General features: G+C 65.0%; 26 protein-coding genes. 14 read left to right on the forward strand and 12 right to left on the reverse strand.

Annotation, left to right across the window (positions count from 1 at the left end; translation table 11 throughout):
• Nucleotides 1-207: 207 nt before the first annotated feature.
• Nucleotides 208-2,079: a phosphoenolpyruvate carboxykinase (GTP) gene (locus tag AC2YJX_RS09140; RefSeq protein ID WP_487255853.1), complete on the forward strand. Its 1,872-nt coding sequence runs from the start codon at nucleotides 208-210 to the stop codon at nucleotides 2,077-2,079.
• 182 nt (nucleotides 2,080-2,261) lie between these two features.
• Here AC2YJX_RS09140 and AC2YJX_RS09145 read toward each other — a convergent pair whose 3' ends face one another.
• Nucleotides 2,262-2,702 (reverse strand): hypothetical protein, encoded by a 441-nt coding sequence (locus AC2YJX_RS09145; protein ID WP_055397233.1) that lies wholly within the window; start codon nucleotides 2,700-2,702, stop codon nucleotides 2,262-2,264.
• A gap of 126 nt (nucleotides 2,703-2,828) precedes the next feature.
• Between AC2YJX_RS09145 and AC2YJX_RS09150 the strand changes: the two genes are divergently transcribed.
• From AC2YJX_RS09150 to AC2YJX_RS09170, 5 genes are all read left to right on the forward strand, one after another.
• Complete coding sequence (locus AC2YJX_RS09150; RefSeq protein WP_487255854.1) at nucleotides 2,829-3,788, forward strand: LysR family transcriptional regulator; 960 nt, start codon at nucleotides 2,829-2,831, stop codon at nucleotides 3,786-3,788.
• 34 nt (nucleotides 3,789-3,822) lie between these two features.
• Nucleotides 3,823-4,668: a metallophosphoesterase gene (locus AC2YJX_RS09155; protein ID WP_487255855.1), complete on the forward strand. Its 846-nt coding sequence runs from the start codon at nucleotides 3,823-3,825 to the stop codon at nucleotides 4,666-4,668.
• 111 nt (nucleotides 4,669-4,779) lie between these two features.
• A complete protein-coding gene (locus AC2YJX_RS09160; protein ID WP_055397239.1) occupies nucleotides 4,780-5,202 on the forward strand; it encodes a universal stress protein in 423 nt (140 codons plus the stop codon).
• Between the two features lie 179 nt (nucleotides 5,203-5,381).
• Nucleotides 5,382-5,837 carry a fasciclin domain-containing protein gene (locus AC2YJX_RS09165; RefSeq protein WP_121421847.1) on the forward strand — a complete coding sequence of 152 codons (456 nt, stop codon included), beginning with the start codon at nucleotides 5,382-5,384 and terminating at the stop codon, nucleotides 5,835-5,837.
• A 57-nt stretch (nucleotides 5,838-5,894) separates the two neighbouring features.
• Entirely contained in the window at nucleotides 5,895-6,833 is a 939-nt protein-coding gene (locus tag AC2YJX_RS09170; protein ID WP_487255856.1) for a fasciclin domain-containing protein, read from the forward strand.
• Nucleotides 6,834-6,930: 97 nt separating this feature from the next.
• On the opposite strand, the gene AC2YJX_RS09175 is transcribed toward AC2YJX_RS09170, so the two are convergent.
• Entirely contained in the window at nucleotides 6,931-7,545 is a 615-nt protein-coding gene (locus tag AC2YJX_RS09175; RefSeq protein ID WP_055397245.1) for a TetR/AcrR family transcriptional regulator, read from the reverse strand.
• Between the two features lie 84 nt (nucleotides 7,546-7,629).
• A complete protein-coding gene (locus AC2YJX_RS09180) occupies nucleotides 7,630-8,550 on the reverse strand; it encodes a LysR family transcriptional regulator ArgP (protein ID WP_055397292.1) in 921 nt (306 codons plus the stop codon).
• A gap of 176 nt (nucleotides 8,551-8,726) precedes the next feature.
• On the opposite strand from AC2YJX_RS09180, the gene AC2YJX_RS09185 reads away from it, so the two are divergent.
• The gene (locus AC2YJX_RS09185; RefSeq protein WP_121507954.1) at nucleotides 8,727-10,070 is read left to right on the forward strand and encodes a D-amino acid dehydrogenase; all 1,344 of its coding nucleotides are present in this window, start codon (nucleotides 8,727-8,729) and stop codon (nucleotides 10,068-10,070) included.
• A gap of 68 nt (nucleotides 10,071-10,138) precedes the next feature.
• On the opposite strand, the gene AC2YJX_RS09190 is transcribed toward AC2YJX_RS09185, so the two are convergent.
• Nucleotides 10,139-10,843, reverse strand: coding sequence for an SDR family oxidoreductase (locus AC2YJX_RS09190; protein WP_487255857.1), 705 nt, complete (start codon nucleotides 10,841-10,843; stop codon nucleotides 10,139-10,141).
• Between the two features lie 113 nt (nucleotides 10,844-10,956).
• On the opposite strand from AC2YJX_RS09190, the gene AC2YJX_RS09195 reads away from it, so the two are divergent.
• Nucleotides 10,957-11,856, forward strand: a complete 900-nt coding sequence (locus AC2YJX_RS09195; protein WP_487255858.1) for a LysR substrate-binding domain-containing protein — start codon at nucleotides 10,957-10,959, stop codon at nucleotides 11,854-11,856.
• 40 nt (nucleotides 11,857-11,896) lie between these two features.
• Here AC2YJX_RS09195 and AC2YJX_RS09200 read toward each other — a convergent pair whose 3' ends face one another.
• Entirely contained in the window at nucleotides 11,897-12,589 is a 693-nt protein-coding gene (locus tag AC2YJX_RS09200) for a hypothetical protein (RefSeq protein ID WP_487255859.1), read from the reverse strand.
• A gap of 88 nt (nucleotides 12,590-12,677) precedes the next feature.
• Here AC2YJX_RS09200 and AC2YJX_RS09205 point away from each other — a divergent pair, with 88 nt between their 5' ends.
• Nucleotides 12,678-13,337, forward strand: a complete 660-nt coding sequence (locus AC2YJX_RS09205) for a TetR/AcrR family transcriptional regulator (RefSeq protein ID WP_487255860.1) — start codon at nucleotides 12,678-12,680, stop codon at nucleotides 13,335-13,337.
• Nucleotides 13,334-13,909 carry a flavodoxin family protein gene (locus AC2YJX_RS09210; protein WP_121421841.1) on the forward strand — a complete coding sequence of 192 codons (576 nt, stop codon included), beginning with the start codon at nucleotides 13,334-13,336 and terminating at the stop codon, nucleotides 13,907-13,909. The genes AC2YJX_RS09205 and AC2YJX_RS09210 overlap by 4 nt, the downstream gene beginning before the upstream one ends.
• Nucleotides 13,910-13,913: 4 nt before the next feature.
• Here AC2YJX_RS09210 and AC2YJX_RS09215 read toward each other — a convergent pair whose 3' ends face one another.
• Complete coding sequence (locus AC2YJX_RS09215) at nucleotides 13,914-14,672, reverse strand: YdcF family protein (RefSeq protein WP_176887804.1); 759 nt, start codon at nucleotides 14,670-14,672, stop codon at nucleotides 13,914-13,916.
• Between the two features lie 113 nt (nucleotides 14,673-14,785).
• Complete coding sequence (locus AC2YJX_RS09220; protein ID WP_431151468.1) at nucleotides 14,786-15,574, reverse strand: alpha/beta fold hydrolase; 789 nt, start codon at nucleotides 15,572-15,574, stop codon at nucleotides 14,786-14,788.
• A 94-nt stretch (nucleotides 15,575-15,668) separates the two neighbouring features.
• Here AC2YJX_RS09220 and AC2YJX_RS09225 point away from each other — a divergent pair, with 94 nt between their 5' ends.
• Nucleotides 15,669-16,190, forward strand: a complete 522-nt coding sequence (locus AC2YJX_RS09225; RefSeq protein WP_055397294.1) for a flavin reductase family protein — start codon at nucleotides 15,669-15,671, stop codon at nucleotides 16,188-16,190.
• The gene (locus tag AC2YJX_RS09230; RefSeq protein WP_431151467.1) at nucleotides 16,187-16,777 is read left to right on the forward strand and encodes an MOSC domain-containing protein; all 591 of its coding nucleotides are present in this window, start codon (nucleotides 16,187-16,189) and stop codon (nucleotides 16,775-16,777) included. The genes AC2YJX_RS09225 and AC2YJX_RS09230 overlap by 4 nt, the downstream gene beginning before the upstream one ends.
• 87 nt (nucleotides 16,778-16,864) lie before the next feature.
• Here AC2YJX_RS09230 and minE read toward each other — a convergent pair whose 3' ends face one another.
• From minE to AC2YJX_RS09255, 5 genes are all read right to left on the reverse strand, one after another.
• Nucleotides 16,865-17,131: a cell division topological specificity factor MinE gene (minE, locus tag AC2YJX_RS09235; RefSeq protein WP_010465263.1), complete on the reverse strand. Its 267-nt coding sequence runs from the start codon at nucleotides 17,129-17,131 to the stop codon at nucleotides 16,865-16,867.
• A 3-nt stretch (nucleotides 17,132-17,134) separates the two neighbouring features.
• Complete coding sequence (gene minD / locus AC2YJX_RS09240; protein ID WP_055397265.1) at nucleotides 17,135-17,953, reverse strand: septum site-determining protein MinD; 819 nt, start codon at nucleotides 17,951-17,953, stop codon at nucleotides 17,135-17,137.
• A 44-nt stretch (nucleotides 17,954-17,997) separates the two neighbouring features.
• Nucleotides 17,998-18,759, reverse strand: a complete 762-nt coding sequence (minC, locus tag AC2YJX_RS09245) for a septum site-determining protein MinC (protein ID WP_431151466.1) — start codon at nucleotides 18,757-18,759, stop codon at nucleotides 17,998-18,000.
• A 165-nt stretch (nucleotides 18,760-18,924) separates the two neighbouring features.
• Complete coding sequence (locus AC2YJX_RS09250) at nucleotides 18,925-19,227, reverse strand: hypothetical protein (protein WP_055397269.1); 303 nt, start codon at nucleotides 19,225-19,227, stop codon at nucleotides 18,925-18,927.
• A gap of 207 nt (nucleotides 19,228-19,434) precedes the next feature.
• Entirely contained in the window at nucleotides 19,435-20,268 is an 834-nt protein-coding gene (locus tag AC2YJX_RS09255; RefSeq protein ID WP_487255861.1) for a hypothetical protein, read from the reverse strand.
• Between the two features lie 242 nt (nucleotides 20,269-20,510).
• Between AC2YJX_RS09255 and AC2YJX_RS09260 the strand changes: the two genes are divergently transcribed.
• Nucleotides 20,511-21,452, forward strand: coding sequence for a DMT family transporter (locus tag AC2YJX_RS09260; RefSeq protein ID WP_487255862.1), 942 nt, complete (start codon nucleotides 20,511-20,513; stop codon nucleotides 21,450-21,452).
• A gap of 231 nt (nucleotides 21,453-21,683) precedes the next feature.
• A complete protein-coding gene (locus tag AC2YJX_RS09265) occupies nucleotides 21,684-23,174 on the forward strand; it encodes a hypothetical protein (protein ID WP_487255863.1) in 1,491 nt (496 codons plus the stop codon).
• Nucleotides 23,175-23,222 lie beyond the last annotated feature (48 nt).

The raw sequence follows: 23,222 nt of genomic DNA on the forward strand, positions 1-23,222 counted from the left end.
TTCATAAAATTGACATCCCAGCCGACCCGCGGAATCCGTGGAACTAGCCTCCACCCGTGGGGCTGACACACGCTCCCGCCCGCCGACTGAGCACGAAAGCCGTTTTTTCAAAGGCAGCGCTCAGCACCGCAACTGCGCCAGGCCTCGCCGTGACCCGCCCGGTCCGCTTCCTTTGAAAAAACGTTTTTCAACTTAGGAAGCTCCCCGATGAACGCACCCACGATGCAGGGCCTGAACCTCAACGCCCCCGCTTACGTCAAAAACGCCCGGCTGCTTGCCTGGGTGGCCGACATGGCCGCCCTGTGCAAACCCGACACCATTTACTGGTGCGATGGCTCCAAGGAAGAGTACGACCGCCTTTGCCAGCAGCTGGTCGATGCCGGCACCTTCAAGAAGCTCAACCCCGCCAAGCGCCCTGGCAGCTTCCTGGTCTGGTCCGATCCATCAGACGTGGCCCGTGTGGAAGACCGCACCTACATCTGCTCGGCCGCCAAGGAAGACGCTGGCCCCACCAACAACTGGATGGCTCCCGCCGAAATGCGCGCCACGCTGCAGCCCCTGTTTGACGGCTGCATGAAGGGCCGCACCATGTACGTGGTGCCCTTCAGCATGGGCCCGCTGGGCAGCCACATCGCCCACATCGGCGTGGAACTGACCGACAGCGCCTATGTGGCCGTGAACCAGCGCCTGATGACCCGCATGGGCAAGGCCGTGTACGACGTGCTGGGCGTGGAAGGCGAGTTCGTTCCCTGCATGCACACGGTGGGTGCCCCCCTGGCCGACGGCGAGAAGGACACGACGAGCTGGCCTTGCAACCCCAAGGTCAAGTACATCGTCCACTACCCAGAAACGCGCGAAATCTGGTCCTACGGCTCGGGCTACGGCGGCAACGCGCTCCTGGGCAAGAAGTGCCTGGCCCTGCGCATCGCGTCCACCATGGGCCGCGACCAAGGCTGGTTGGCCGAACACATGCTCATCCTGGGCGTGACCAACCCCCAAGGCAAGAAGTACCACGTGGCAGCGGCCTTCCCCAGCGCCTGCGGCAAGACCAACTTCTCGATGCTGGTGCCGCCAGAGGCGGGTTTTGCCGGTTGGAAGGTCACCACCATCGGTGACGATATCGCCTGGATCAAGCCCCATGCCGACGGCAAGATGTACGCCATAAACCCCGAGGCGGGTTACTTTGGCGTGGCCCCCGGCACCAACATGCACACCAACCCCAACTGCATGCGCAGCCTGGACAAGGACGTGATCTTCACCAACGTGGCCCTGACGGACGACGGCGACGTGTGGTGGGAAGGCATGGAAAAGGACACCGGCAAGCTGCCGGACCACCTGATCGACTGGCAAGGCAAGGACTGGACGCCCCAGATCGCCAAGGAAACCGGCGCCAAGGCCGCCCACCCCAACTCGCGCTTCACGGTGGCTGCCACCAACAACCCTGCGCTCGACCCCCAGTGGGACGATGCCAACGGCGTGCCAATTGATGCCTTCATCTTCGGCGGCCGCCGCTCTACCACCGTGCCGCTGGTGACCGAAGCCCGCACCTGGACGGAAGGCGTGTACATGGCTGCCACCATGGGCTCTGAAACCACCGCTGCAGCCTTTGGCGCCCAAGGCGTGGTGCGCCGCGACCCCTTCGCCATGCTGCCGTTCTGCGGCTACAACATGAGCGACTACTTCCAGCACTGGCTGAACATGGAAGGCCAAATCGCCGCCACCGGCAAGGCGCTGCCCAAGGTGTTCTGCGTGAACTGGTTCCGCAAGGACGAAGCCGGCAAGTTCGTCTGGCCGGGTTATGGCGACAACATGCGCGTGCTCAAGTGGATGATCGACCGCATTGAAGGCCAGGCCCAAGGCCAGGAAACCATGTTCGGTGTGGCTCCGCAGTACGCCGAAATCAACTGGACGGGGCTGGATTTCAATACCCAGCAGTTTGCTGCCGTGACCAGCATCGACAAGGCAGCCTGGGCCGATGAGTTCAAGCTGCACGATGCCCACTTTGAGCAGCTGGCTTACCACCTGCCCCCGGCTTTGCTCGCCACCAAGGCTGCGCTCGAAAAGCGCCTGGCAAGCTGATTCCCGGATCTTCTCAGTCCTGACAACCGCCCCTTCTGAAAAGGAGGGGCGGTTTTTTTGCGCTTGTGGATGCGGATACTGGATCAGCGCGATCTGTCCCGCGGCCATGAAAAAAGCCGTGGCGAACACTCGCCACGGCTTCAAAAATCCGATCACTGCACGGCGGACCGTGCATCATCTTCTCAGTAATACTTGCGGATGTCTTCCACGGTGGCAATGCCCATGGCGTGGTTCAGTTCGGCCATGATGCGGGGGTCCTTCACAGCCACTTGCCAAGTACGCTCGTCATCCGCAGCGCGGCGGCGGGCTTCGGCCCAGCCGAGGGCGGCCACACGCAGGGCAGCACCGGCACGGCGTGCGGGGGCGGTCAGCAAAGCCAGGGCCGCAAACGCGACCAGCCACAGCACCATCCAAGCCGCGAGCAGGTGGCCTTCGCTCCAGGTGTCGATGACCTGGTTGGCCACTACCAGCAAGGCCGATACCACGGCCGCGAGCAGAAGCGTGGCAGCGCCACGGGCGCCATCAAAGTTGGCGGCTACGCTCTTGAGGGCGGCAGCGGCGTTTTCGGCGCGGACAACGCCGGGGTGTTCGGTGGGGTACTCAACGTGTGCAAAGCTGGTCATTTCGGTTTCCCTTTTCTAACGCTTGTGGCGAGATTGCCGGGCGATAGGGTGATATTAGGGTTTACCCTTTGCATGTTCAAGTTTATATTTTGAATCATTGATATTCATATTGATGATGAATTGACCATGACCCCCTTGAACTTCCGCTCCTTGGACCTGAACCTGCTGCGTGTTTTCGACGAGGTCATGGCCGAGCGCAGCCTCACACGCGCAGCGCACAAGCTGTCCGTCACCCAGCCTGCCGTGAGCAACGCCATGCGGCGCCTGCGCGATGTGCTGGGGGATGAGTTGGTGGTCCGCAGCGGCCAGGGCGTGGAGCCCACTGCGCGTGCGCTGGCCCTGTGGCCCCCTGTGCGCGAAGCCCTGGCCCACCTGCAGGAATCCCTGGCGCCGGGACACTTTGAGCCCGCTACGGCCGAATCCACCTTTGTGCTGGCCATGGCCGATGCCACGGCCGCCACCCTGGTACCGGCCCTGGTCGAAATCATCGAGCGGGAGGCTCCCGGCATTTCGATCCGGGTATTGCCCCTGACCACGCGCGACCCCCGCCGCCTGCTGGACGAGGAGGCGGCGGACATGGCGGTGGGCTATTTCCCTGCGGTGCTGGCAGACCTGACCGCACGTGCGCAATCCGGGGGCGCAGTGGCCTTTGAGAGCCGCCGCCTGTACGACGGCGAATACGTGTGCGTGATGCGGCAAGGCCACCCTCTGGCCGAGGCGCCCCTGACGCTGGACACCTATTGCGCCGCACGCCACATGCTCGTGAGCTTCTCAGGGCGCCCCTTTGGCTTCATCGACGAGGCCCTGGCATCCCTGGGCCGCGAGCGCAAGGTGGTGATCACGGTCAACCAGTTCTTCACCGCCGGGCGCGTGGTGTCAGGCTCGGACCTGCTTACCGTGCTGCCCCGCCACTTTGTTCCCGTGACCGGCATTGCCGACGCGCTAGTGCAGCGGGCCCTGCCGTTGGACGTCCCGCCCGTGCATGTGGACGCACTCTGGCGCCGGCGTGGGCCTCAGCAGGCCGCGATGACCTGGCTGCTGCACGCCCTGGCGCGCTCGGCGCGCCGGACTTTCCCCGAGGAGTGAGGCGCCCAGCCTGAACCCGTAGACTGCGCCCAGCATGAACATCCAGCTTTTGTCCGATCTGCACCTTGAGGCGCATCCCCACTTCGTCCCCGAACCGGCTCCCGGCGCCGATGTGCTGGTGCTTGCTGGCGACGTGGGCTCCTACCAGGAAGGCTCGCAGCTGAGCGACGAAGACTTTGGCCTGGCCCGGTTTTCACCATTGCCCGGGGGCGCAGGCTGGCCCACCCCCGTGCTTTTTGTGCCCGGCAACCACGAATACGATGCACAGGATTTCGACGCTGCCCACGAGCGGTTGCGCCGCACCTGTGACCGCCTGGGAATCACCTGGCTGGAGCGCGAGACCGTCGAGCTTCAAGGTGTGCGCTTCGTGGGTACCACACTCTGGAGCGATTTCGATGCACTCGCAGACCATGAAGGCAGCAACGACCTTGGCAGGCGGCTGAAACTGCGCGACAAGGCCTTTCGTGCAGCGAACTTCTACCTGCGCAAGACGGGCGGCACCCGCCACGCAGAGCCTTTTCTGGCCGAAGCCATGCGCGACCACGCACTGGTCTGCCAGCAGTGGCTGGCGCAAGCACTTGCGGTGCCTTTTGAGGGCCCCACGGTGGCCGTAACCCACTTTGCACCCAGCCTGCGCAGTGCCGATCCACGCTACGGACTGGTGCCCGGCACTGCGGGGTTCTGCAACGCCCTGGACAGCTTGTTGCCCCACGCGCAGCTGTGGCTGCACGGCCATCTGCACGCCCCGAGCGACTACACGGTGCAAGGTTTTCACGGCAACGGCACCCCCTGGCAGTGCCGCGTGGTGGCCAACCCCCTGGGCTATGCGCGCAAAGGCGAACAGGCGGCTTTCAAGGCGCAATGCTGCATCCCCGTATGATCAAGAGACGGGGCTCTGCCGCCCCGCAGCGCAAAAGAAAAACATGACCCAGGTCAAGACAACAGAAGTCCGCGCACGGTAGTCTGACCCAACCCTATTCCGGAGAACACCATGAACATCCTGCTTGCTGTCGATGGCAGCGCCTACACCAAAAAAATGCTGGCCTACCTGGCTACCCACGAGGAGCTGCTCGGTGGCAACCACCAGTACACCGCGCTCACCGTGCAGGCCCCGCTGCCGACACGCGCGCGCGCCGCTCTGGGCAAGGAAGTGGTGGACAGCTACCACGCCGAAGAGGCGGAAAAAATCCTGTCGCCCGTTTGCAAATTCCTGGCGCGCCACGGTGTGGACGCCAAGCGCGTCGTCAAGGTGGGCGCCGTGGGTGAGAACATCGCCAAGGTGGCTGACAGCGGCAAGTTCGACCTGCTGGTGATGGGCTCCCACGGCCATGGAGCCTTGGCTACCTTGGTCATGGGCTCGGTCACCACACAGGTGTTGGCCCATTGCAAGGTGCCATTGCTGATCGTTCGCTAAGCCGCACCACAAACAGCCCGGCCCACCACCAAAGCCCTGCTCCGGCAGGGCTTTTTTTTGCCCAAATGAAACCAATCGGTTACAACATAACTTGTTGGTTTACTTAACGACCAATTGGTTATACATTCTCGCTGCGCCCATCCTGGCGTGTCATTTCCATCGAAACCGAGGAACGACCCATGAAAAAAACCCTGATCGCATTGGCCCTGACCGCAGGCGCCACCTTCACCGTGATGGCCCAGGACATTGTCGATACCGCCGTGAAGGCGGGTAATTTCAAGACCCTGGTGGCGGCCGTGCAGGCTGCGGGCCTGGTGGACACCCTCAAGGGCCCAGGCCCCTTCACGGTGTTTGCGCCCACCGACGAGGCTTTCGCCAAGATCCCCAAGGCCACCCTGGACGGCCTGCTGGCTGACAAGGCCGCACTGACCAAGGTGCTGACCTACCACGTGGTCCCCGGCAAGGTGATGGCCAAGGACGTCAAGGCCGGAAAGGTCAAGACCGTGCAGGGCCAGGAGATCACCGTGTCCACCAGCATGGGCGTGATGGTGGACCAGTCCAAGGTCATCGCGACCGATGTGGCTGCCAGCAATGGCGTGATCCACGCCATCGACACCGTTCTGATGCCCAAGTAAGCCCGCGGACTAACCGCTCGTCCCTTCCACCACCATCCACTAGCGAGGAGAAGCCCCATGAACACCGCATTCAACCGCCGTACCGTCTTGCTGGCCGCCGCCGTGGGCGCCAGCGCCACCTTGTTGCAGGCCTGTGGCGGCGGCGACGATGAGCCCCAGCGCAACATCGTCGAAGTCGCCCAGAACAATCCTGACCTCAGCATCCTCGTCGAAGCAGTGGTCGCCGCCGGTCTGGCGCCCACTCTGAGCACCGGCATGCTCACGGTTTTCGCCCCGACCAACGCCGCCTTTGCAGCGTTGCTCAGCGAGCTGGGCGTGACCAAGGAGGCCCTGCTGGCCGACAAGCCCCTGCTGACAGCGGTACTGACCTACCACGTGCTCGGCAGCAGGGTCCCGCGTGCAGACGTCCCCCTGGGCAAGGCCATCACGCCCGTGTCAGGCGGCTTCTTCAAGATCGAGTCGGCCAACGGCCTGAGGATCACCGATGGTCGCAACCGCGTTTCCACCATCACGGCCACGGACATCCAGGCCAGCAACGGCGTGGTGCATCTGGTGGACCGCGTGCTGCTGCCAGCCAACAAGGATATAGTCGCCACCGCGTCGGCGCTGCCGGACTTCAGCATCCTGGTGGAAGCCGTGGTGGCGGCCGGCTTGGCCACCACCTTGCAGGGAGCCGGCCCGTTCACGGTGTTTGCGCCGACCAACGCCGCGTTTGCAGCGCTGCTGGCCGAGCTGGGGGTGACCAAGGAAGCCCTGCTGGCGGACACCGCGCTGCTGACCACGGTACTGACCTACCACGTGGTACCCGCGCGCGTGCTCAAGGCCGAGGTCCCTATCAATACCGCCATTGCTACCGTCCAGGGACAAACCTTCACGGTGAACGCAAGCCTCGTGATCACCGACCAGAACCTGCGCACCAGCAACATCACCATGGCCGACGTATTTACCAGCAACGGTGTGATCCATGTCGTGGACAAGGTGATCCTGCCCAAGTAAGCCGTTGGCTGTGAGCCCCGTGAGCCCCACGCAAGAAAGCCCGGCATGCCGGGCTTTCTTTTTTGGGTGCGTACGAAACGCTGGAAAGGAGACGCGACTACCGCGCTGCCAGCCCGTCGAAACAAGTGCGCACCACCAGATCCACGATTTCCGCATCGGAATACTGGCCGCCTTCCTTGAGAAAACTCACCACCGGGTCGCAGGCGCGCGCATACAACGTGTAGAGCACCACCAGCGGCGGCAAGGTGGGGCTGATCACGCCCTGCGCCTGGGCCTGGGTGATCCATTCACCAATCTGGTCGCTCACGGCCACGAGGCCGTTGAGGTAGTCCTTGTTGGCCATCAGCACCGCGCGCAGCGTGGAGTTGCGGCTGGGCAGCAGCGGCATTTCGTTGCTCAGCAGCCGCTCCAGCGACCAGCGCACCAGCGCATGGAGCTTTTCAAGCGGAGGCATTTCAGTGGGCAGATCTGCCAGATAGGCCTGCACACGGCCCAGAATCTGCACCATGGCGGCGCTGCACAGCTCTTCCTTGCTGCAGAAGTGCTTGTAGAGACTGGCTTTGGCAATGCCCACGGCATTGGCCACGTCGTCCATGGTCATGGCATCGAAGGCCTTTTCGCCCAGGAGCTGGCAGGTGGACTGGAGGATGGCATCCTCGCGCGCCTGGTGCATCTGCTCTTTAAACGAAACTTTGGGTTGCGGCGTTTGCATGGCTTGTATTTTATACATTGCAGTAAAAAAATAAATGACTAAGTTGCAATACAACTACGTCGTTCACGTTTTACCCTGCAGGAATCATGCCGCAGGCGCCTCCAGCGTCCGTGCTGCGGTGGCGGTCAGGGCCGCCGTCAGGGCGTCCAGCACGGCCGACTCCAGGTTCCAGCAGTGCCAGTACAGCTGGATGGGCAGGGAGCGGCCCGGTGCCAGATTCACCATGCTGCCGTCCGCCAGCGCCTCACGCGCCATCAGCTCGGGCATCACACCCACGGCCCAGCCTGCGGCCACGGCGCGCATCTGTGCCTCTGAACCCGGCACGAACAGGTGATTGAGTGCCACGCGCTTGAGCCCGAATGCACGCGCCACAAACTCGGCAGCCATGTCGTCCTTGCGGTTGAACGACAGGAACGACACCTCGCGAAAGTTGTGCGGCGTGAGCCCCTGGGGCAGGTACTGCTCCGCATAGCTGGCCGACGCCACGGCCACGTAGTGCATAGCGCCCAGCGGCACCATCTTGCACCCACGCAGTGCCTGCTTGAGCGTGGTCACGCAGCCCAGCACCTGACCAGAGCGCAGCCATTCCTGCGTGAAATCCTGGTCGTCCACGATGATTTCCAGCGGCAGGCGCTGGCGCACCAGCTCGTGCAGCGCGCCCATCGCCCAGGTGGCGATGCTGTCGGCGTTGATGGCAATCGAGATGCGCTCATCCTCGCGCGTGCCGCCCGGGGCGCTGGGCGCCAGCTCGTGCAGGTCGCGCTCCAGGTCTGCGCGCAGCAGGCGCATCTGCTTGGTGTGCTTGAGCAGCAGCTGCCCGGCCGACGTGGGCCGCAGGGGTCGGCTGCGCACGATGAGCACCGAGCCCACCTGCGCCTCCAGGGCGCGCAGGCGCTGTGAGACGGCCGACTGTGTGACGTTCAGGCGCTGCGCAGCGCGCTCGAAGCCGCCCTCTTCAACGATGGCGGCAAGGCATTCCAGGGCGGCGGGATCGTAGGTGCTCATGGTCTCGGGCTCGAACAAAAGAGGGTTGTCTCTACCGCACCGTTTATTAGGTGCGCTGATGTTTTTGGAGTAAGTTTAATTTTGCTTTTAGTTGAATGCAATGTCGCGCACACTGCGCCCCATCGTGTCCCGCACTGGGGCGGGTGGCACGCAAAGGCTCACAAGGCATTCCGCATATGAAAACCATTGTTCTCGGCGCCGGCATCATCGGCATCAGCACGGCGTGGCACCTGCTGGAACGCGGTCACGAGGTCATCGTGGTCGACCGCCAGCCCGATGCTGCGCTCGAAACCAGTTTTGCCAATGCAGCACAGATCTCGGTGAGCTACTGCGAGCCCTGGGCCAACCGCGAGGCGCCGCTCAAGGCGCTCAAGTGGATGTTCGACAAGGAAGCCCCGCTGCTGTTTCGCCCGCAGATGGACTGGCAGCAGTGGCGCTGGGGCCTGCAGTTCCTGGCGCAGTGCAACGACGCCGCGTTCGAGCGCAATGTGCAGCAGATCGTGGCGCTGGGCGCCTACAGCCATGCCGCGCTCAAGGACCTGGTCAGCACCACGGGCATCGAATACAACCGGCTCGAACGCGGCATTGCCCACTTCTACACCGACCAGAAGTCCTTTGACGCCGCCGGCCACGCGGTGGAGCTCATGCGCAAGCACGGCGTGCAGCGCCGCCTGGTCAGCCGCGATGAGTTGCTCAAGATCGAGCCCGCCTTCAAGGCCTACGGCGACAAGATCACCGGCGGCACCTACACCAGCACCGACGAAAGCGGCGACGCCCGCGTGTTCACCCAAGAGCTGGCCCGCCGCTGCATGGCACGCGGCGCGCAGTTCCTCTACGGCCACGATGTGCTGCGCCTGAATAAAATCGGCAATGCTATTGATTCAGTAGCTGTCATGCCAAAACAGACAAGCGCTGGCGGCAAAAAAGACTTCATATTGAAGGCCGACGCCGTCGTCGTCGCCTGCGGCTCGTACAGCGCGCCGCTGCTGCGCAGCGTGGGCGTGGACCTGCCGATCTACCCTGGCAAGGGCTACAGCGCCACGTTCCCGCTGCTCAAGCCCGAGGGCGCGCCCATGGTCTCCACCATCGACGACGGCAAGAAGATCGCCATGAGCCGCCTAGGCAACTACCTGCGCGTGGCGGGCACCATCGAACTCAATGGCTGGGACCTGACGCTCGACAGCTCCCTGGCGCGCGCACGCTGCCACATGCTCTCGCGCCGCATCGAGGCCATCCTGCCCGGCGTGTGCGACACCCGCACGCCCGAACAAGGCGGCGACCCGCAGTACTGGACCGGCCTGCGCCCGGCCACCCCCACCAACATCCCGTTCATCGGGCAGACCCGCGTGGGCAAGCTCTGGGTGAACGCGGGCCACGGCACGCTGGGCTGGACACACGGTGCAGGTTCGGGCAAGGCGCTGGCCGAGCTGATCAGCGGCGAACAGCCCGCGATGAACTTCGGCTTCCTGGGCCACCAAGGATCTGCACGGCGCGCATCGGCCACGGCGCTGGCCGCCTGAGAGCACCCACACAGCCTGCCAGGGTTGGGTGGATCCATCACACACCAACCCGCTCGTTGCGCGGGCACTCAGGTGGCCAGCGCGAGTCCGCCGTCCACCCGCAGGTTCTGCCCGTTGATATAGCCCGCCCCTTCCGAGGCCAGGAACGCGATGGTCGCGGCCACTTCGGCGGCCTGCCCATACCGCTGCAGGGGCACGGCGGTGCGGCGCTCTTCCCACACGGGCAAGGTGTCGATCCAGCCCGGCAGCACGTTGTTCATGCGGATGTTGTGCCGCGAATAGCTGTCGATAAAGATCCGTGTGAATGAAGCCAGCCCGGCGCGAACAAGCGCCGATGTCGGAAACAGCGCGCTCGGGTCCACCGCCCAGGCTGACGACAGATTCACGATCACGCCACCACGCTGCGCTTGCATCAAGGGGGCCACCAGCCGCGTGGGCCGGATCACGCTCTGCAGATAGGTGTCCGTCCCCTGCAGCCACCGCTCATCCGCCAGAGACAACAAAGGCGCGCGCGGTTCATGGCCGGTGCTGTTGATGAGCACATCGACCCGGCCCCAGCGGGCTTGCGCCAGATCCACCAGGCGGCCCAGATCCGCCAGGCACTGGCTGGACCCCGTGACGCCAACGCCTCCGAGCTCCTGGGCCAAGGCCTCGCCTTTGCCCGACGACGAAAGAATGCCGACCTGAAAACCATCCTCTGCCAACCGACGTGCGGTGGCAGCGGCAACGCCGGTGCCGCCCGCGGTGATGAGCACTACTTTTTCTACTGCCATGATCGTCCTTGAATGCCGCACACTGGCACCTGGCAATTGTTCCGCATCATTCTTGTGTTGGACGACCGGACGGAGCAGCCGCCGTGCTTCGATTCAGTAGAAAATCTACACCCATGACCTCCCCGTTGGGCCCCACGCCCTCTCTCAATGCGCTGCGAGCATTCGAGGCCGCCAGCCGCCATCTCAACTTTCGGCTGGCCGGGCTGGAGCTGGGCGTAACCCAGGGCGCCGTGGCGCAGCAGATTCGTGCGCTGGAGGCGGCGCTGGGCCTCAAGCTGTTCGAGCGGCACCCGCGCACCCTGGTGTTGACCCACAACGGCCAGCGCTATGCCACCAGCGTGCGGCGTGCGTTCGAGATGCTCGCCGATGCCACGCAGGGCCTGCGGCCCGAGCCCCTGCATGTGACGGTCAGCGTCACTCCGACCTTCGCCACCAAGTGGCTCATCCCACGGCTGGCGGACTACACGCGCCTTCACCCTGGGGTTGATCTGCGGATCCTGGCGACCGAGCACCTGTCGCACTTTCAGACCGAGGCGGTGGACCTGGCGGTGCGGTACGGCCGCCCTCCATTCGGCCCGGGGCTCACGGCCGATCTCCTGTTCGAAGAGTGCCTGGTGGCGGTAGGCAGCCCGCTGTTGCTGCGCCGCTCGGGGCCACCCGGCACCGCGGGTGACATCGGCCGCTACGTGCTGCTGCACGACTCCCAGTCTCCATGGGCCGACTACCTTGCGCAGCACACGCCGCCCGCTCCCGGGGCTTCAGTTCCCGCACCGCAGGCCATCTGGTTCAACCAGACGACACTCGCGATCGACGCGGCCCTGACCGGCCAGGGGCTCGCGCTGGTGCAGAAAGATTTTGTGGCGCAGGACCTGTCCACCGGTCGGCTGGCCAAGGTGTTTGAGGAAGAAGCACACACGGGCGCCGGCTACTACCTGGTGGCTCCGCGCAAGCAACGCGCACCGGAGGTCGTTGCGGGCGTGAGGGCTTGGCTGCGAAGCCAGGCCGGCGCATAAACCGCAAAGACTGCACGCAGCGCGGATGCTCTGGCCCCCTTCAACCCCGACCTGCGGGCCCGGCCAGGGGGGCCAGGTAACGGGCCGGAATCTCCAGCTCATGGAATCCGCCCGCCAGCAGCACCACCAAACCAACGGCCAGCATCCAGCCCGCCAGCATGGCCCCCACCAACGCTCGCGCCCGCAGAGGCTCTGGCAGGTTCCAGTACAAAGCGCAACCCACGTGCGTGCCCAGCGAGAACACGGCAAAAAAGTAGTACGGGCCAAAGAACCACTGCCAGGGCGGTGTGTGCATGCCCGCCGCTGCGAACTGCAGGTTCGTGTCCACGCCCTGAAACCGGCCCGCCAAGACGGCCGTCACATGGATCAACAGGAACAGCGCCAGGTAGCCCCCCGAGATGGCCTGCATCCACGCCACGCCCCCACGGCGCCGGCCCCGCCCGCGCCACAGCAAGGTAAGGCCGCTGCCCATCTGGAACAGCAGACAGCCAAGCAGCACGCCTTCGACCAGCGGCTGGCGATAGATCAGGCGCAGGGCTTCCAGCACCGACTGGTGCGCTGCCGCTCCGGCCAGCCCCGCCAGGTGGCCCAGCAAGTGGGCCGCCAGGAACGATGCCAGCGCGATGGCACTGGCGCGGTGCACGGCCCGCAGCGCAAGGCGCTGGCGCCATGCCCAGGTGCCAGCCAGGCCGACGGCGGCGGCTCCCAGGGCAAGTTGGCTGGTTTCGTGCATGAAGGTTTTCTCCGGATGTTGCAAGGGACTGGCGGCAGAATAGGCAGCAGCGCCGTCTCCGCCTACTCGCATTGCGCTCAGGTTTTCCATGTCCCCTGCCTCCTCCGCCCCCCGCCGTTCGCCCCGCCAGGAACGCTCGCAGTTCACGGTCGATGCCATCTTCGAAGCCGTCGCACGCATCGTGGCCACCCAGGGCGAGGACGCGCTCACCACCAACCGCATCGCCGAGGTTGCGGGTGTTTCCGTGGGCTCGCTCTACCAGTACTTTCCCAGCAAGGAAGCCATCCTCCTGGCCATGCTCGACCAGCATTGCGACCGGGTGATGCTGGAGCTGGACGCCCTGCTCGCCCAGGCCCGCACCGAAGGCTGGACGCCCGAGCAGCAGGTGCGCGGGTATGTGCGCCACTACCTGCTGGCCTTTGGCGGCGGCCCCCAGGAAGGGCGCGCACTTGCCCGCCTGTCGTGGAAGCTCGACTACCGCGCGTCCGTGCTGATCTCGGTGCGCGGCGCCAGCGAGCGGCTGGCACTGCACCTGCAGCGTGTGGCGCAAGAGCAGCAGATGCCCGCACCCTCGGCAACCCAGCTGTTTGTGCTCACCCGCGCCTTCATGGGCGCGGTGCGGGCGGCATTGCTGGAACAGTCGCCCCTGCTGGACAGCCCCGAATTCGAGCAGGCGCTGGTGGAGCTCTGCATCGCAACCCTGGCACCCGGCGCGGGTCTGGGGGGCGGCGCTACGATGGCACCATGACCACGCCCACCGCACCGCACTACCTCTTCCTCACCACCTCCACCCGCGAACCAGGCCACACCGGCAATACCGAATGGCTGGCGCGCCAAGCCGCCGCCGCACTCCCTGCCGGTACTGCGCAAACCTGGCACCACCTGGCCCGCATGAACCTGCCGCCCTTCGTGGACCAGCGCCACACCTCGGGTACCTATGCACCGCCCGAAGGCGACATGAAGACCTTGCTCGACGCCACGCTTGCAGCCACGCACATCGTCTTTGTGGCGCCGGTTTACTGGTACAGCATTCCCTCGCCGCTCAAGACCTACCTGGACCACTGGAGCGCGTGGATGCGCGTCCCCGGCCTGGCCTTCAAGGAGCCGATGGCCTCCAAGACGCTGGCGCTTGTCACCACCAGCGGCGACCGCACCAAGGCCCAGCCGATGATCGACTCGGTGGCGCTGTGCGCACAGTTCCTGTCGATGACCTGGGGCGGCGCCCTGTGGGGCAAAGGCGGGCCGCCCGGAGCGGTGCAGGCCGATGCGCAGGCGATGGAGGCAGCCAGCCGTTTTCTGCTGACACCGGCCGCAGATTGACGGCTTAGCGATCCAGCGACCCGTGCTGGGCCAGGATGCCCAGCCATTCGTGCAGCGCCAGGCTGCTGTCGGCCAGCGCGGAGGCGCGCGGCAACACCCGGTACAGCTTGCGCGCCTGCCCGCCCTTGAAGCCCATGGGCGCGGGCAGCACCTGCAGACCGGCGCGCTCGAAGGTCTTGGCCGCGCGCACCATGTGCCAGCCGTGGGTGACGAGCGCAATGCGCTCGATGCCAGCGGCCTTGAGCAACACGGCAGATCTTTCCGCGTTGCTGCGGGTGTCAAGGGATTCCACCTCGGTCCACCGCACCCGGCCCCTGAACTCACGCTCCACCACATCTTTCATCACCAGCGCTTCGGCCCGCGTGCCGCCAGTGGAGCCCCCCGTGGCCAGGATGGGAAGCCCGGTCTGCTGCTGCAGGTACACGGCGTAGCGCACCCGCTCACGCGCGCCCCGGCTGAGCACGTCCACGCCGTATTCAGGCGCCACCGTGTCGGCGCCGCCGCCCAGCACGACGATGGCCTGCACCTTTGACGAAGGCAAGTCCTTGGGGACGACCGCCGGATAGCGCTCCAGGCTGCGCACCAGCGCGTCCGACACCGGCGGCCAGGACAGCACTAACACCGACAGCAATGACAGCACCACCACCGTGATGCCCGTGCGGCGGTGGTAGCGCGCGATCCACAGCCCCACCAGCGCCAGCAGGATGCTGGACACCGGGGGCAGCAGCACCGCAGACAGTATTTTTTTCAGGGCAAACCACATAAAACAAGAGGAGCAATCAGACCCGCGCGAACCCGCCCGGTGGCGCCAGGGTATGGCAGGGAAAAAGAAACGTTTGAAGGGCCGAAAAATCGGCTGCGCCGGGTGGGGCGAACTCAGTGCAGCACCCGCCGCTGCGCCAGAAAGTCCAGCAGCGCGGCATCGAAACCCTCCGGGTCCTCCAGTTGCGGCCAGTGCCCGATGTGGGGCAACAACACCGTCTGCGCATCGGGCATCACCTGGGCCAGGGCCTCCAGGGCAGCCGGCGGTGTGCAGCGGTCGAGCTCGCCCCCCACCAGCAGCGCGGGTATGGCCAGCTGCGCCAAGGCAGAGGCTCCGCGATCAAACGTGGACAAGGCCTCCAGCGCGCGCCGGTAGGCCCCTGGATACACCTGGCCCAGCGCGTGGCTGGCCAGCCGCACGCCTTCGGGCAACGCACCGGTGCCGATGAACTGGGGCACCAGCGTCTGCGCCAGCTGCTCCATGCTGCCACCGGCGTCCAGCGCCTTCAGGGCACCCAAGCGGGGCGCCACCCAGTCATCCATGGCCTGCGCATCCAGCGCTGGCCCACCTGCACAGAGCAGCAGGCGGCGCACCTGCGACGGGCTGCGCACGGCGGCCTCCAGCGCCACCATGGCGCCCATGCCATGCCCCACCAGGGTCACGGGGCCTCCCTGCAGGGCATCGATCAAGGCCAGGCAGCTCTGCGCCAGCGCCTTGAAGGTGTACGGCTCCACGGGCGCGCTGCGGCCATAGCCCGGCATGTTCCAGGCCACGGCGCGGTAACCGACCGTGGCCAGCGTTTCCACCTGGGGGGCAAAGGTGAGGTGGTCGCCATCGGCGTCGTGCAGCAGGAGCACGGTGGGGCCGGAGCCCAGGGTGGTGAAGGTAGGTAGCACGGCCATGCGGTGGAAAACCAGTAAACCCCGCAACAGCGCGGTGGTGGGTGGCGCCTGATAATAGTTGCTCCCCCATGCTGCCACCGCTGGCACCGCTTTTGTGAACCCTTCGCTCCCCCGCCCCACCCTCGCCCTGCCACCGAGCTTCTCCACGCGCGAGTTTCGCGATGCGCTGGGCATGTTTGCCACGGGCGTGACCATCGTCACGGCCCGCACGGCTGCGGGCGACCTGGTGGGGCTCACGGCCAGCTCCTTCAATTCGGTGTCGCTGGCACCCCCGCTGGTGCTGTGGAGCCTGTCGCACGGCGCCAGCACCTTGCCCACCTTTGCCGATGGCTCGCACTACGCCATCCACGTGCTGGCCGCAGACCAGAAGGCACTGGCCGAGCGTTTTGCCACGCGCGGCATCGACCGCTGGGCAGGCCTGGAACATCGGCCCGGCATCAGCGGCGCCCCGCTGCTGGCCGGGGCAGCCGCCACGTTCGAGTGCTTCAACCGCAGCCAGTACAAAGAGGGCGACCACACCATCTTTGTGGGCGAGGTCGAGCGCTGCGAACACCGAGAAGGCATCTCGCCCCTGCTGTACCACGGTGGCAAGTTCTACACCGAGCACCCGCTGTGACGACCCCCACCGTGGTCGTGCGCCACGTGAACATCGGCCTGGCCCGGCGCCTGAAGGTGGGCGAGCGCTCGGTGCTCACTGCCATCGGCAAGGCCCCCGTCACCGGCCCCGTGGCTGTGGGCCCGCTAGGGCTGGCAGGCGACGAGCAGGCCGACCCGAGCGTGCATGGCGGCCTGGGCAAGGCCGTATACGCCTACCCCGCCGCCCACTACGCGTTCTGGCAGGCCCAACGCCGCGAACGGGGCGTGAGCCTGTTCGATGAAACGCTGCCGCCGGGTTTCATGGGCGAGAACCTCACGATCGACGGGCCGCTGGAAGCGGATGTGTTTGTGGGCGACGAATGGCATTTCCCCCACTGCGTGCTGCGGGTGAGCGCACCGCGCGAGCCGTGCTTCAAGTTCAACGCCGTCATGGGTTTTGCGCAGGCGGGCCGCACCATGGCCCTGGCCGGATGCTGCGGCTACTACCTTGCGGTGGATCAGCCTGGCACCATCGCCGCCGGAGAGACCGCCACGCTGGTGGCCGGGCAGCGCGGGCTGAGCATCGCCCAGGCGCTGGCGGGCAAGTGGGCAAAACACGCGCGCTAGCCAGGCCCCACTGGATTCATCAATTTTGATAGCTACTGGCGCTTACCAGATAAGCGCCAGAGCCCAATTTGGCTCGAACCCGAGCCTTCAACGCACCGTGTCGGGCAACTCGATCTTGACTTCCAGAACTTCCAGGTTGTCCTGGCGCTCCAGGTGCACCTTGAGGTCTTCGGGGTTGATCTTGACGTACTTGGAGATCACGGCCACCAGCTCGCGCTGCAGTGCAGGCAGGTAGTCGGGCTCGGCGGCGTTGCGGCCGTTGCGCTCGTGCGCCAGGATGATCTGCAGGCGCTCTTTGGCGACGCTGGCGGTTTTCTTCTTCTCGCCGAGCAGGAAGGACAGGAAAGAAGCCATGGCTTATTTGCTCCCGAACAGGCGTTTGAAGAAGCCTGGCTTTTCCGCATCGATGAAACGCAGCGGCTTGTCGGTGGCACCCAGGAAGCGGTCGATCACATCCTTGTAGGCCTCGGACACATCAGTGCCCTGGGCATGGATGGCGGGCGTGCCCTGGTTGGACGACTGCAGCACCACTTCCGACTCGGGGATCACGCCGATCAGCTTGATGCGCAGGATGTCCTGGATGTCTTCCAGGCTCAGCATCTGGCCGTCCTGCACGCGGCTGGGGTTGTAGCGCGTGATGAGCAGGTGCTCCTTGATGGGCTCGCCGCCTTCAATCGCACGCTTGGTCTTGCTGCCCAGCATGCCCAGGATGCGGTCGGAGTCGCGCACCGAGGAGACTTCGGGGTTGGTCACCAGCAGCGCCTCATCGGCAAAGTGCATGGCCATGAGCGCGCCGCTTTCGATGCCGGCAGGCGAATCGCAGACGATGTACTCAAAGCCCATCTCGGCCAGGTCCTTGAGCACCTTTTCCACGCCGTCTTGCGTGAGCGCATCCTTGTCGCGCGTCTGGCTGGCGGCCAGCACGAACAGGTTGTCGCACTGCTTGTCCTTGATGAGCGCCTGGTTCAGGTTGGCCTCGCCGTGGATCACGTTGATCAGGTCATACACCACGCGGCGTTCGCAGCCCATGATGAGGTCGAGGTTGCGCAGGCCGACGTCAAAGTCGATCACGGCAGTCTTGTGGCCGCGCAGGGCGAGGCCGGTGGCAAAGCTGGCACTGGTGGTGGTCTTGCCCACGCCACCCTTGCCGGAGGTCACGACGACGATTTTGGCCATGTGTTGCTGATTCTCTGTGGGGTTGGTACGAATGAAATGGGAACTCAGGCCAGCGGCTCGATGATGAGCTTCTCGCCGTCGAGCCGCACCTGGGCGGGCTTGCCACGCACATCGGCGGGCAACTCGGTCTCGGTGGTGCGGTAGATGCCCGCGATGGAGACCAGCTGCGGCTCCAGGCAGGTCGAAAAAATACGTGCTTCGGTGTTGCCCCGCGCGCCAGCAATCGCACGGCCGCGCAGCGGGGCATAGACGTGGATGTTGCCGTCGGCAATGACTTCGGCGCCAAAACTCACCACGGCCATCACCACCAGGTCGGCGCCGCGCGCATACACCTGCTGGCCGGAGCGCAGGGGCTTGTCCACCACCACGGTGCCGGGGCCGGGCATGGGCACTTCGCGAACGACCTCCACCTCGCGCACGACTTCGCGGATGACCTCGCGCACCTCGGGGGCGGGGGCCTCCGCACGGGCAGGCGGTGCATCGGGCGCTACCGCCAGCCCTGCGGCGCGCGCAGCGTCCATCTGGGCGGGGTTGCCGCCGCGCACGGCCACGGGCAGGGTGCTGCGGCTGCGCAGCTCGGCCACGATGGCGGCAAAGTCGATGGGCGCCTCGGCCTCGCGCACGGCGGCCAGGTCGATCAGCACGGGGTCGTTGTCAAAAAAGCCCGGGGCGTCAGCCACGCGCTCGGCCAGGTCGGCGGCGAACTGCGCGGCGTCGGTGGTCTTGAGCACCACGGCCACCACGGGCAGCGAGGCGCTCTTGAGGTCAAAGCTGGTGCGGGACTGCGCCGCCGTCGTAAGGGCCATGAATGGGGTGTGGAAAGGAGCGCGGGAACCGTTTCAGAAGGCGCAAAGTGTACCGTGGGGCCACGTAAGCGCTTGTTCACGGCGTGTTTGCACTGTTCGCGCGCCCTCACCCACAAAAAAAGCCGGGCGTACCCGGCATTCTTGCTATTGCCAGGGTTCCCCGGCTTAGTTGCGGTCAGCGCGCATGGGGCGGGTTGTCGCGCCGCCGGAGCCCGACATGGTCCTGTCTGTGGTTACGGGGGCTGCAGCGGCAGGTGCTGGAGCGGCTTGCGTGGTCGCCGTCGCGGCGCCCCCACCGCCAACGCCCGTGGTGCCCATCGGCGTGCCTTGCGAGCTTTGCTGGCCGGCGCCCGTGGCAGCGTTGGGGCTTGCGGTGGTGGGTGGTGTGCCCTGCGCCATAGCGGTGCCAACAACGGCGACGGTAGCCAGGCCCGCGAGCAATGTCTTGAGTGTGTTCGATGCAGTCATGTGGAGACTCCTTGGTGTGTGGTGAATTTGGAAATCGCCAGCAACATCGCCAGCTGTACCCAGGCTAGTTGTTTGCGGCTTGCGCCACGTCAGCTGGAGACCGGAGCGCGTGTCGGACAGGGACGGGCCTGCACGGTGTGGGTCTTGCCATCGCAGTCCGAAAACACCCTGTTCAACAAGCCCGCACACACCGTGGGTCAATGGGCATCACTGCGCAGGCAGGTCATAGGCGCCAAAAAGTGCGGCGGCCGGTTGTGTCTCGGGCAGCACGTACACCACAGCGCCCGTGCCACGCACCAGGGGGCTCAGCACTTTTTCGTAGAAAGAGACTGGAAGGTTGATGCAACCGAAGGAGATACGGTTGTCTGCGGCGGTGCTGGAGGCCAGCCGCTCCAACCGACGCTCGGCTTTGACGTTGGCCCGCACTCGGTGCATGGAGACCGCCGCGTCGTAGTCCACCCAAACCACGTCTTCGCCATTGGCGTTCAAACCGGTTTCGGCAACGAACCGGCCTGCGGGGGTGGTGCGCTCTTCGGGCAGTACCTGGCCGACGGGCTTGTCCCCCACGCCGGGAACGGTGTGGTCGCCGATGGCCGACCCCATCAGCGCCGGGGCCGCGCCCTGGAGCGCACCGTCGCGGTCAAACACATAGACCTTTGCGTGCATTTTGTCGACCACCACGACCGCGCGGTTCTGGTTGTCACCCGAGTGCAAGGCCCACGCCGCGATCTGGCGGGCTTCGGCCGAGGCGGGCTCCTTACCGAACTGCGCCCTGCGCGGTACCTGGGTTGGCTGCGGCGCTGGCGACGCGACCTTCGCGGGTGATGTGTCTACAGGGTTCGCCAAGTCGGCGCCCAAGAACAGCGCTCCTGTGGTCTGCGATGGCTGCTGCATCGCTGGCCACAGCCCCATAAACCCCAGCAGCAGGACGACCAAAACCAGCAGTGCAGCGCCGGACAGCAGCCGGTCCTTGCGCCGTCCATGCCTTTGCCCTTCGCTCCTTGGCGTGGCGCGGTCCGGATCTGTGTGGGATACGTTCATGTTGGATCTTTGAAGGGCAAAGGCAAGGGCTTTCGCCGCAGGGGGGTGCAGAGTTGGTGCGTACCCGAAAGCCACACACTAACCAGATCACCCGCCTGGCAGCGTCCGCCAAACGCGCAACCGCTGTAGGACCAACTACCCACGCTTAGCGTTGCCTGTCGTCGCCGCGGCGCTGCGCAGGGCCAGAAGGTCACGGCACACAGGCGATCTGAAGCGCAAGGCTTGCCTTTCATAATCGACCGATGTCCCTGTCTGCCCGCAAAACCCATATCGACGCCCTCGCCATCTCCCTGCTGCTCGCGTGCTGCATGTTCTGGGGCTTCCAGCAGGTGCTGGTCAAGGCCACAGTGGCCGAGGTGGCGCCCGTGTTCCAGGCCTTTGTGCGCTTTGCGCTGGCCACGGTCGCGGTAGCGGCCTGGTGCTTGTGGCGTGGTGTAGGCCTTTCCGGCGCGGGCGAGCCCGCCGGGGCCACGCGTGCCGGGCTGTTGGCGGGGGCGCTGTTTGCAGGCGAGTTCGCGTGCATCTATCTGGGCCTGCAGTACACCACCGCCTCGCGGCTCACGGTGTTTTTGTATGCGTCGCCCTTCTGGGTGGCATTGCTGCTGCCGCGTTTCATCCCCGGTGAGCGCCTGCAAGGCTGGCAGTGGCTGGGCCTGGCGGCTGCGTTTGTGGGCGTGGGGCTGGCGCTGGGCGACGGGCTGCTGGGCCATGCCAGCACGGCGCTGCCCAAAGGCTGGCTGGGAGATTTGCTAGGACTAGCCGCAGGCCTGATGTGGGCGCTGACCACGGTAGTTATCCGCACCACGCCCCTGGCACGCGTGGCGCCTGCCAAGCAGCTTTTCTATCAAGTGGCGGTGAGCACGGCGGTATTGCCAGTGCTATCGCTGGGCCTGGGTGAGGCCTGGGTATGGCAGTTCAGCGGCTTTGCCTGGGGTTCGCTACTGGTGCAGGCGCTGGTGGGTGCGTTTGTGAGCTACCTCGCCTGGATGTGGATGCTGGCGCACTACCCTGCCACCAAGATCTCGGTGTTTGTGTTCCTCACGCCGGTGTTTGCGCTGCTATTTGGCGCGCTGTGGCTGGGTGAGCCCGTGACGCCCGGGCTGGTGGCGGCACTGGTGCTGGTGGCGGCGGGCATTGTGCTGGTGAACCGGCGGCCTGCGTCAGGCATAGGGGTGCAACATTGACGCATAGAGCAATTGAGTCCTAGTCAATGATCAAAACGTTGTCAGCTGCATTTTCCATAGTAGCCAGCACCAAGGCGTGGTAGAGCGCTATCAAGTCTCTGAGATAGAGCAACGCAAAGGCGGAAAGTAACAAGACATTGCGCTGGTGGTGATTTCTCTCTATCTCGCTAGAGTACGCGGCATGCGGCCACAAATCCCGCGTTCTTTTTATGACCTTAAGAAAGAGCATGCATGACTGACAACGTTTTCTTCCGCCCCTCCCTTCAACGCTCTCCAATTGAATCACAACAAGGCTGGCGCCACGCGCTGGTCTTGGGAGTCGCGGCGCTGGTCCTCACGGGCTGCGGAGGGGGTTCTGACTCTGAATCAACACCTCCCGCACCAACTCCCTCCGCGCCTGCAGCACCCGAAAACTTCACCGTCGGTTCGTCCCTTGATTTCTCCTGGACACCTACTGCGACTGCGACACGTTACGAGCTTTTCGTAGACCCGGACGGCTCGGGCCCTCTTGCGGAAACACAGCGTGATCCCCAAAGGTTCAGCTACTCACTCGCTTCCGACGGCAGTCGAGTCACCGGTTCGTTCGGCGCCTATGTCAATTTTCCTGAAGCCCTCAACGCCAGCTACCGCCTGCGAGCATGCAATGCGGCCGGTTGCGGGAGCTTCTCGGACACCAAGGCATTCGACATCACGAAGGGCATAAGCCACGAATTTCCTTCGGGCTCTGTTCCCCTCGTCCAATATGCAAGTGCATATCTCTCCACGGGCATGCTGTCCAAGGATGCTCTCACTCTAGTGCTCACCGCAGCAAGCTATGGCTCGAATACCACAATGCTCGTTTTCGCACGCAGCGGCAAAAATCAGCCGTGGCTGCAGCAAGCGTCACTGCAATCGGGTGCCTACTACGTCGGTGGGGCCGTGCTGTCGGCCGACGGGAATACCTTGGCAGTGCGATCCATGAAACAAATCTCGACCAGCACAGGCACCCGCGTCGTGACAGACGCGGTGTATATGTACCGGCGCAACGGCAGCACATGGAACGAGCAGGCCCGGCTAGACACCAGCACCGCACCGTCAACTTGCGCCCAACCCTGCCAAGCTGAGATCGCCGATCACATGGCGCTTTCAGCGGACGGCAACCTGCTGACTGTTTCTGCTGTCATCTCCTCGGGCACCACATCCTCCAGCGCCGTTTTCACATACACCCGCACTGGAACCTCCTGGGCACCCCAGACCTCGTTGAATACCGAAGGCACCTTCATCGCGAGCATGGCCCTGTCGGCCGACGGCAGCACCTTGGCCGTGACCGACCGTGATCTGTTGCAGACAGCCACCACTCCTGTAGTCATCGTCTTCGCGCACGATGGCAACGGTGCTTGGTCCCAGCAAAGTCGGATTCCAGCCACGCTCTACACCTACACGCCTCCGCTCTCTGGCGGAAGGGCGTACGGCTCCATGGTGTTCTCAAGCGACGGCAATACCCTCGCCGTGAATACCGCCAAAGTGCCCGGACAGGCGGCATGCGGCGCCCCGGCGACCTACTCTGGCGAGACGCAGCGCATTGCACTTTATTCACGCAGCAGTGACACATGGACTCTTCAAGGGCAGGCCGTGAGCGCTGCTCAGCCGCTGACCCCGTGGGCCTTTGCCAACGACGGGAGTGCGTTGATCTATGGAAACACGCTGTTCACACGAAGCAATGGCACATGGGCCTGTAACTGACCTAGCAAAGGCGAGTAATTGACACGGTGGCTGTGGGAATCTTGCGGT

This window comes from Acidovorax sp. SRI_002 (genome assembly GCF_057586455.1).

What these genes read in the sequence shown, in the direction of transcription:
- AC2YJX_RS09140 (WP_487255853.1), top strand. Translation starts at nt 208, where the DNA reads ATGAACGCACCCACGATGCAGGGCCTGAACCTCAACGCCCCCGCTTAC.
- AC2YJX_RS09145 (WP_055397233.1), bottom strand. Translation starts at nt 2,702, where the DNA reads ATGACCAGCTTTGCACACGTTGAGTACCCCACCGAACACCCCGGCGTT.
- AC2YJX_RS09150 (WP_487255854.1), top strand. Translation starts at nt 2,829, where the DNA reads ATGACCCCCTTGAACTTCCGCTCCTTGGACCTGAACCTGCTGCGTGTT.
- AC2YJX_RS09155 (WP_487255855.1), top strand. Translation starts at nt 3,823, where the DNA reads ATGAACATCCAGCTTTTGTCCGATCTGCACCTTGAGGCGCATCCCCAC.
- AC2YJX_RS09160 (WP_055397239.1), top strand. Translation starts at nt 4,780, where the DNA reads ATGAACATCCTGCTTGCTGTCGATGGCAGCGCCTACACCAAAAAAATG.
- AC2YJX_RS09165 (WP_121421847.1), top strand. Translation starts at nt 5,382, where the DNA reads ATGAAAAAAACCCTGATCGCATTGGCCCTGACCGCAGGCGCCACCTTC.
- AC2YJX_RS09170 (WP_487255856.1), top strand. Translation starts at nt 5,895, where the DNA reads ATGAACACCGCATTCAACCGCCGTACCGTCTTGCTGGCCGCCGCCGTG.
- AC2YJX_RS09175 (WP_055397245.1), bottom strand. Translation starts at nt 7,545, where the DNA reads ATGCAAACGCCGCAACCCAAAGTTTCGTTTAAAGAGCAGATGCACCAG.
- AC2YJX_RS09180 (WP_055397292.1), bottom strand. Translation starts at nt 8,550, where the DNA reads ATGAGCACCTACGATCCCGCCGCCCTGGAATGCCTTGCCGCCATCGTT.
- AC2YJX_RS09185 (WP_121507954.1), top strand. Translation starts at nt 8,727, where the DNA reads ATGAAAACCATTGTTCTCGGCGCCGGCATCATCGGCATCAGCACGGCG.
- AC2YJX_RS09190 (WP_487255857.1), bottom strand. Translation starts at nt 10,843, where the DNA reads ATGGCAGTAGAAAAAGTAGTGCTCATCACCGCGGGCGGCACCGGCGTT.
- AC2YJX_RS09195 (WP_487255858.1), top strand. Translation starts at nt 10,957, where the DNA reads ATGACCTCCCCGTTGGGCCCCACGCCCTCTCTCAATGCGCTGCGAGCA.
- AC2YJX_RS09200 (WP_487255859.1), bottom strand. Translation starts at nt 12,589, where the DNA reads ATGCACGAAACCAGCCAACTTGCCCTGGGAGCCGCCGCCGTCGGCCTG.
- AC2YJX_RS09205 (WP_487255860.1), top strand. Translation starts at nt 12,678, where the DNA reads ATGTCCCCTGCCTCCTCCGCCCCCCGCCGTTCGCCCCGCCAGGAACGC.
- AC2YJX_RS09210 (WP_121421841.1), top strand. Translation starts at nt 13,334, where the DNA reads ATGACCACGCCCACCGCACCGCACTACCTCTTCCTCACCACCTCCACC.
- AC2YJX_RS09215 (WP_176887804.1), bottom strand. Translation starts at nt 14,672, where the DNA reads ATGTGGTTTGCCCTGAAAAAAATACTGTCTGCGGTGCTGCTGCCCCCG.
- AC2YJX_RS09220 (WP_431151468.1), bottom strand. Translation starts at nt 15,574, where the DNA reads ATGGCCGTGCTACCTACCTTCACCACCCTGGGCTCCGGCCCCACCGTG.
- minE (WP_010465263.1), bottom strand. Translation starts at nt 17,131, where the DNA reads ATGGCTTCTTTCCTGTCCTTCCTGCTCGGCGAGAAGAAGAAAACCGCC.
- minD (WP_055397265.1), bottom strand. Translation starts at nt 17,953, where the DNA reads ATGGCCAAAATCGTCGTCGTGACCTCCGGCAAGGGTGGCGTGGGCAAG.
- minC (WP_431151466.1), bottom strand. Translation starts at nt 18,759, where the DNA reads ATGGCCCTTACGACGGCGGCGCAGTCCCGCACCAGCTTTGACCTCAAG.
- AC2YJX_RS09250 (WP_055397269.1), bottom strand. Translation starts at nt 19,227, where the DNA reads ATGACTGCATCGAACACACTCAAGACATTGCTCGCGGGCCTGGCTACC.
- AC2YJX_RS09255 (WP_487255861.1), bottom strand. Translation starts at nt 20,268, where the DNA reads ATGAACGTATCCCACACAGATCCGGACCGCGCCACGCCAAGGAGCGAA.
- AC2YJX_RS09260 (WP_487255862.1), top strand. Translation starts at nt 20,511, where the DNA reads ATGTCCCTGTCTGCCCGCAAAACCCATATCGACGCCCTCGCCATCTCC.
- AC2YJX_RS09265 (WP_487255863.1), top strand. Translation starts at nt 21,684, where the DNA reads ATGACTGACAACGTTTTCTTCCGCCCCTCCCTTCAACGCTCTCCAATT.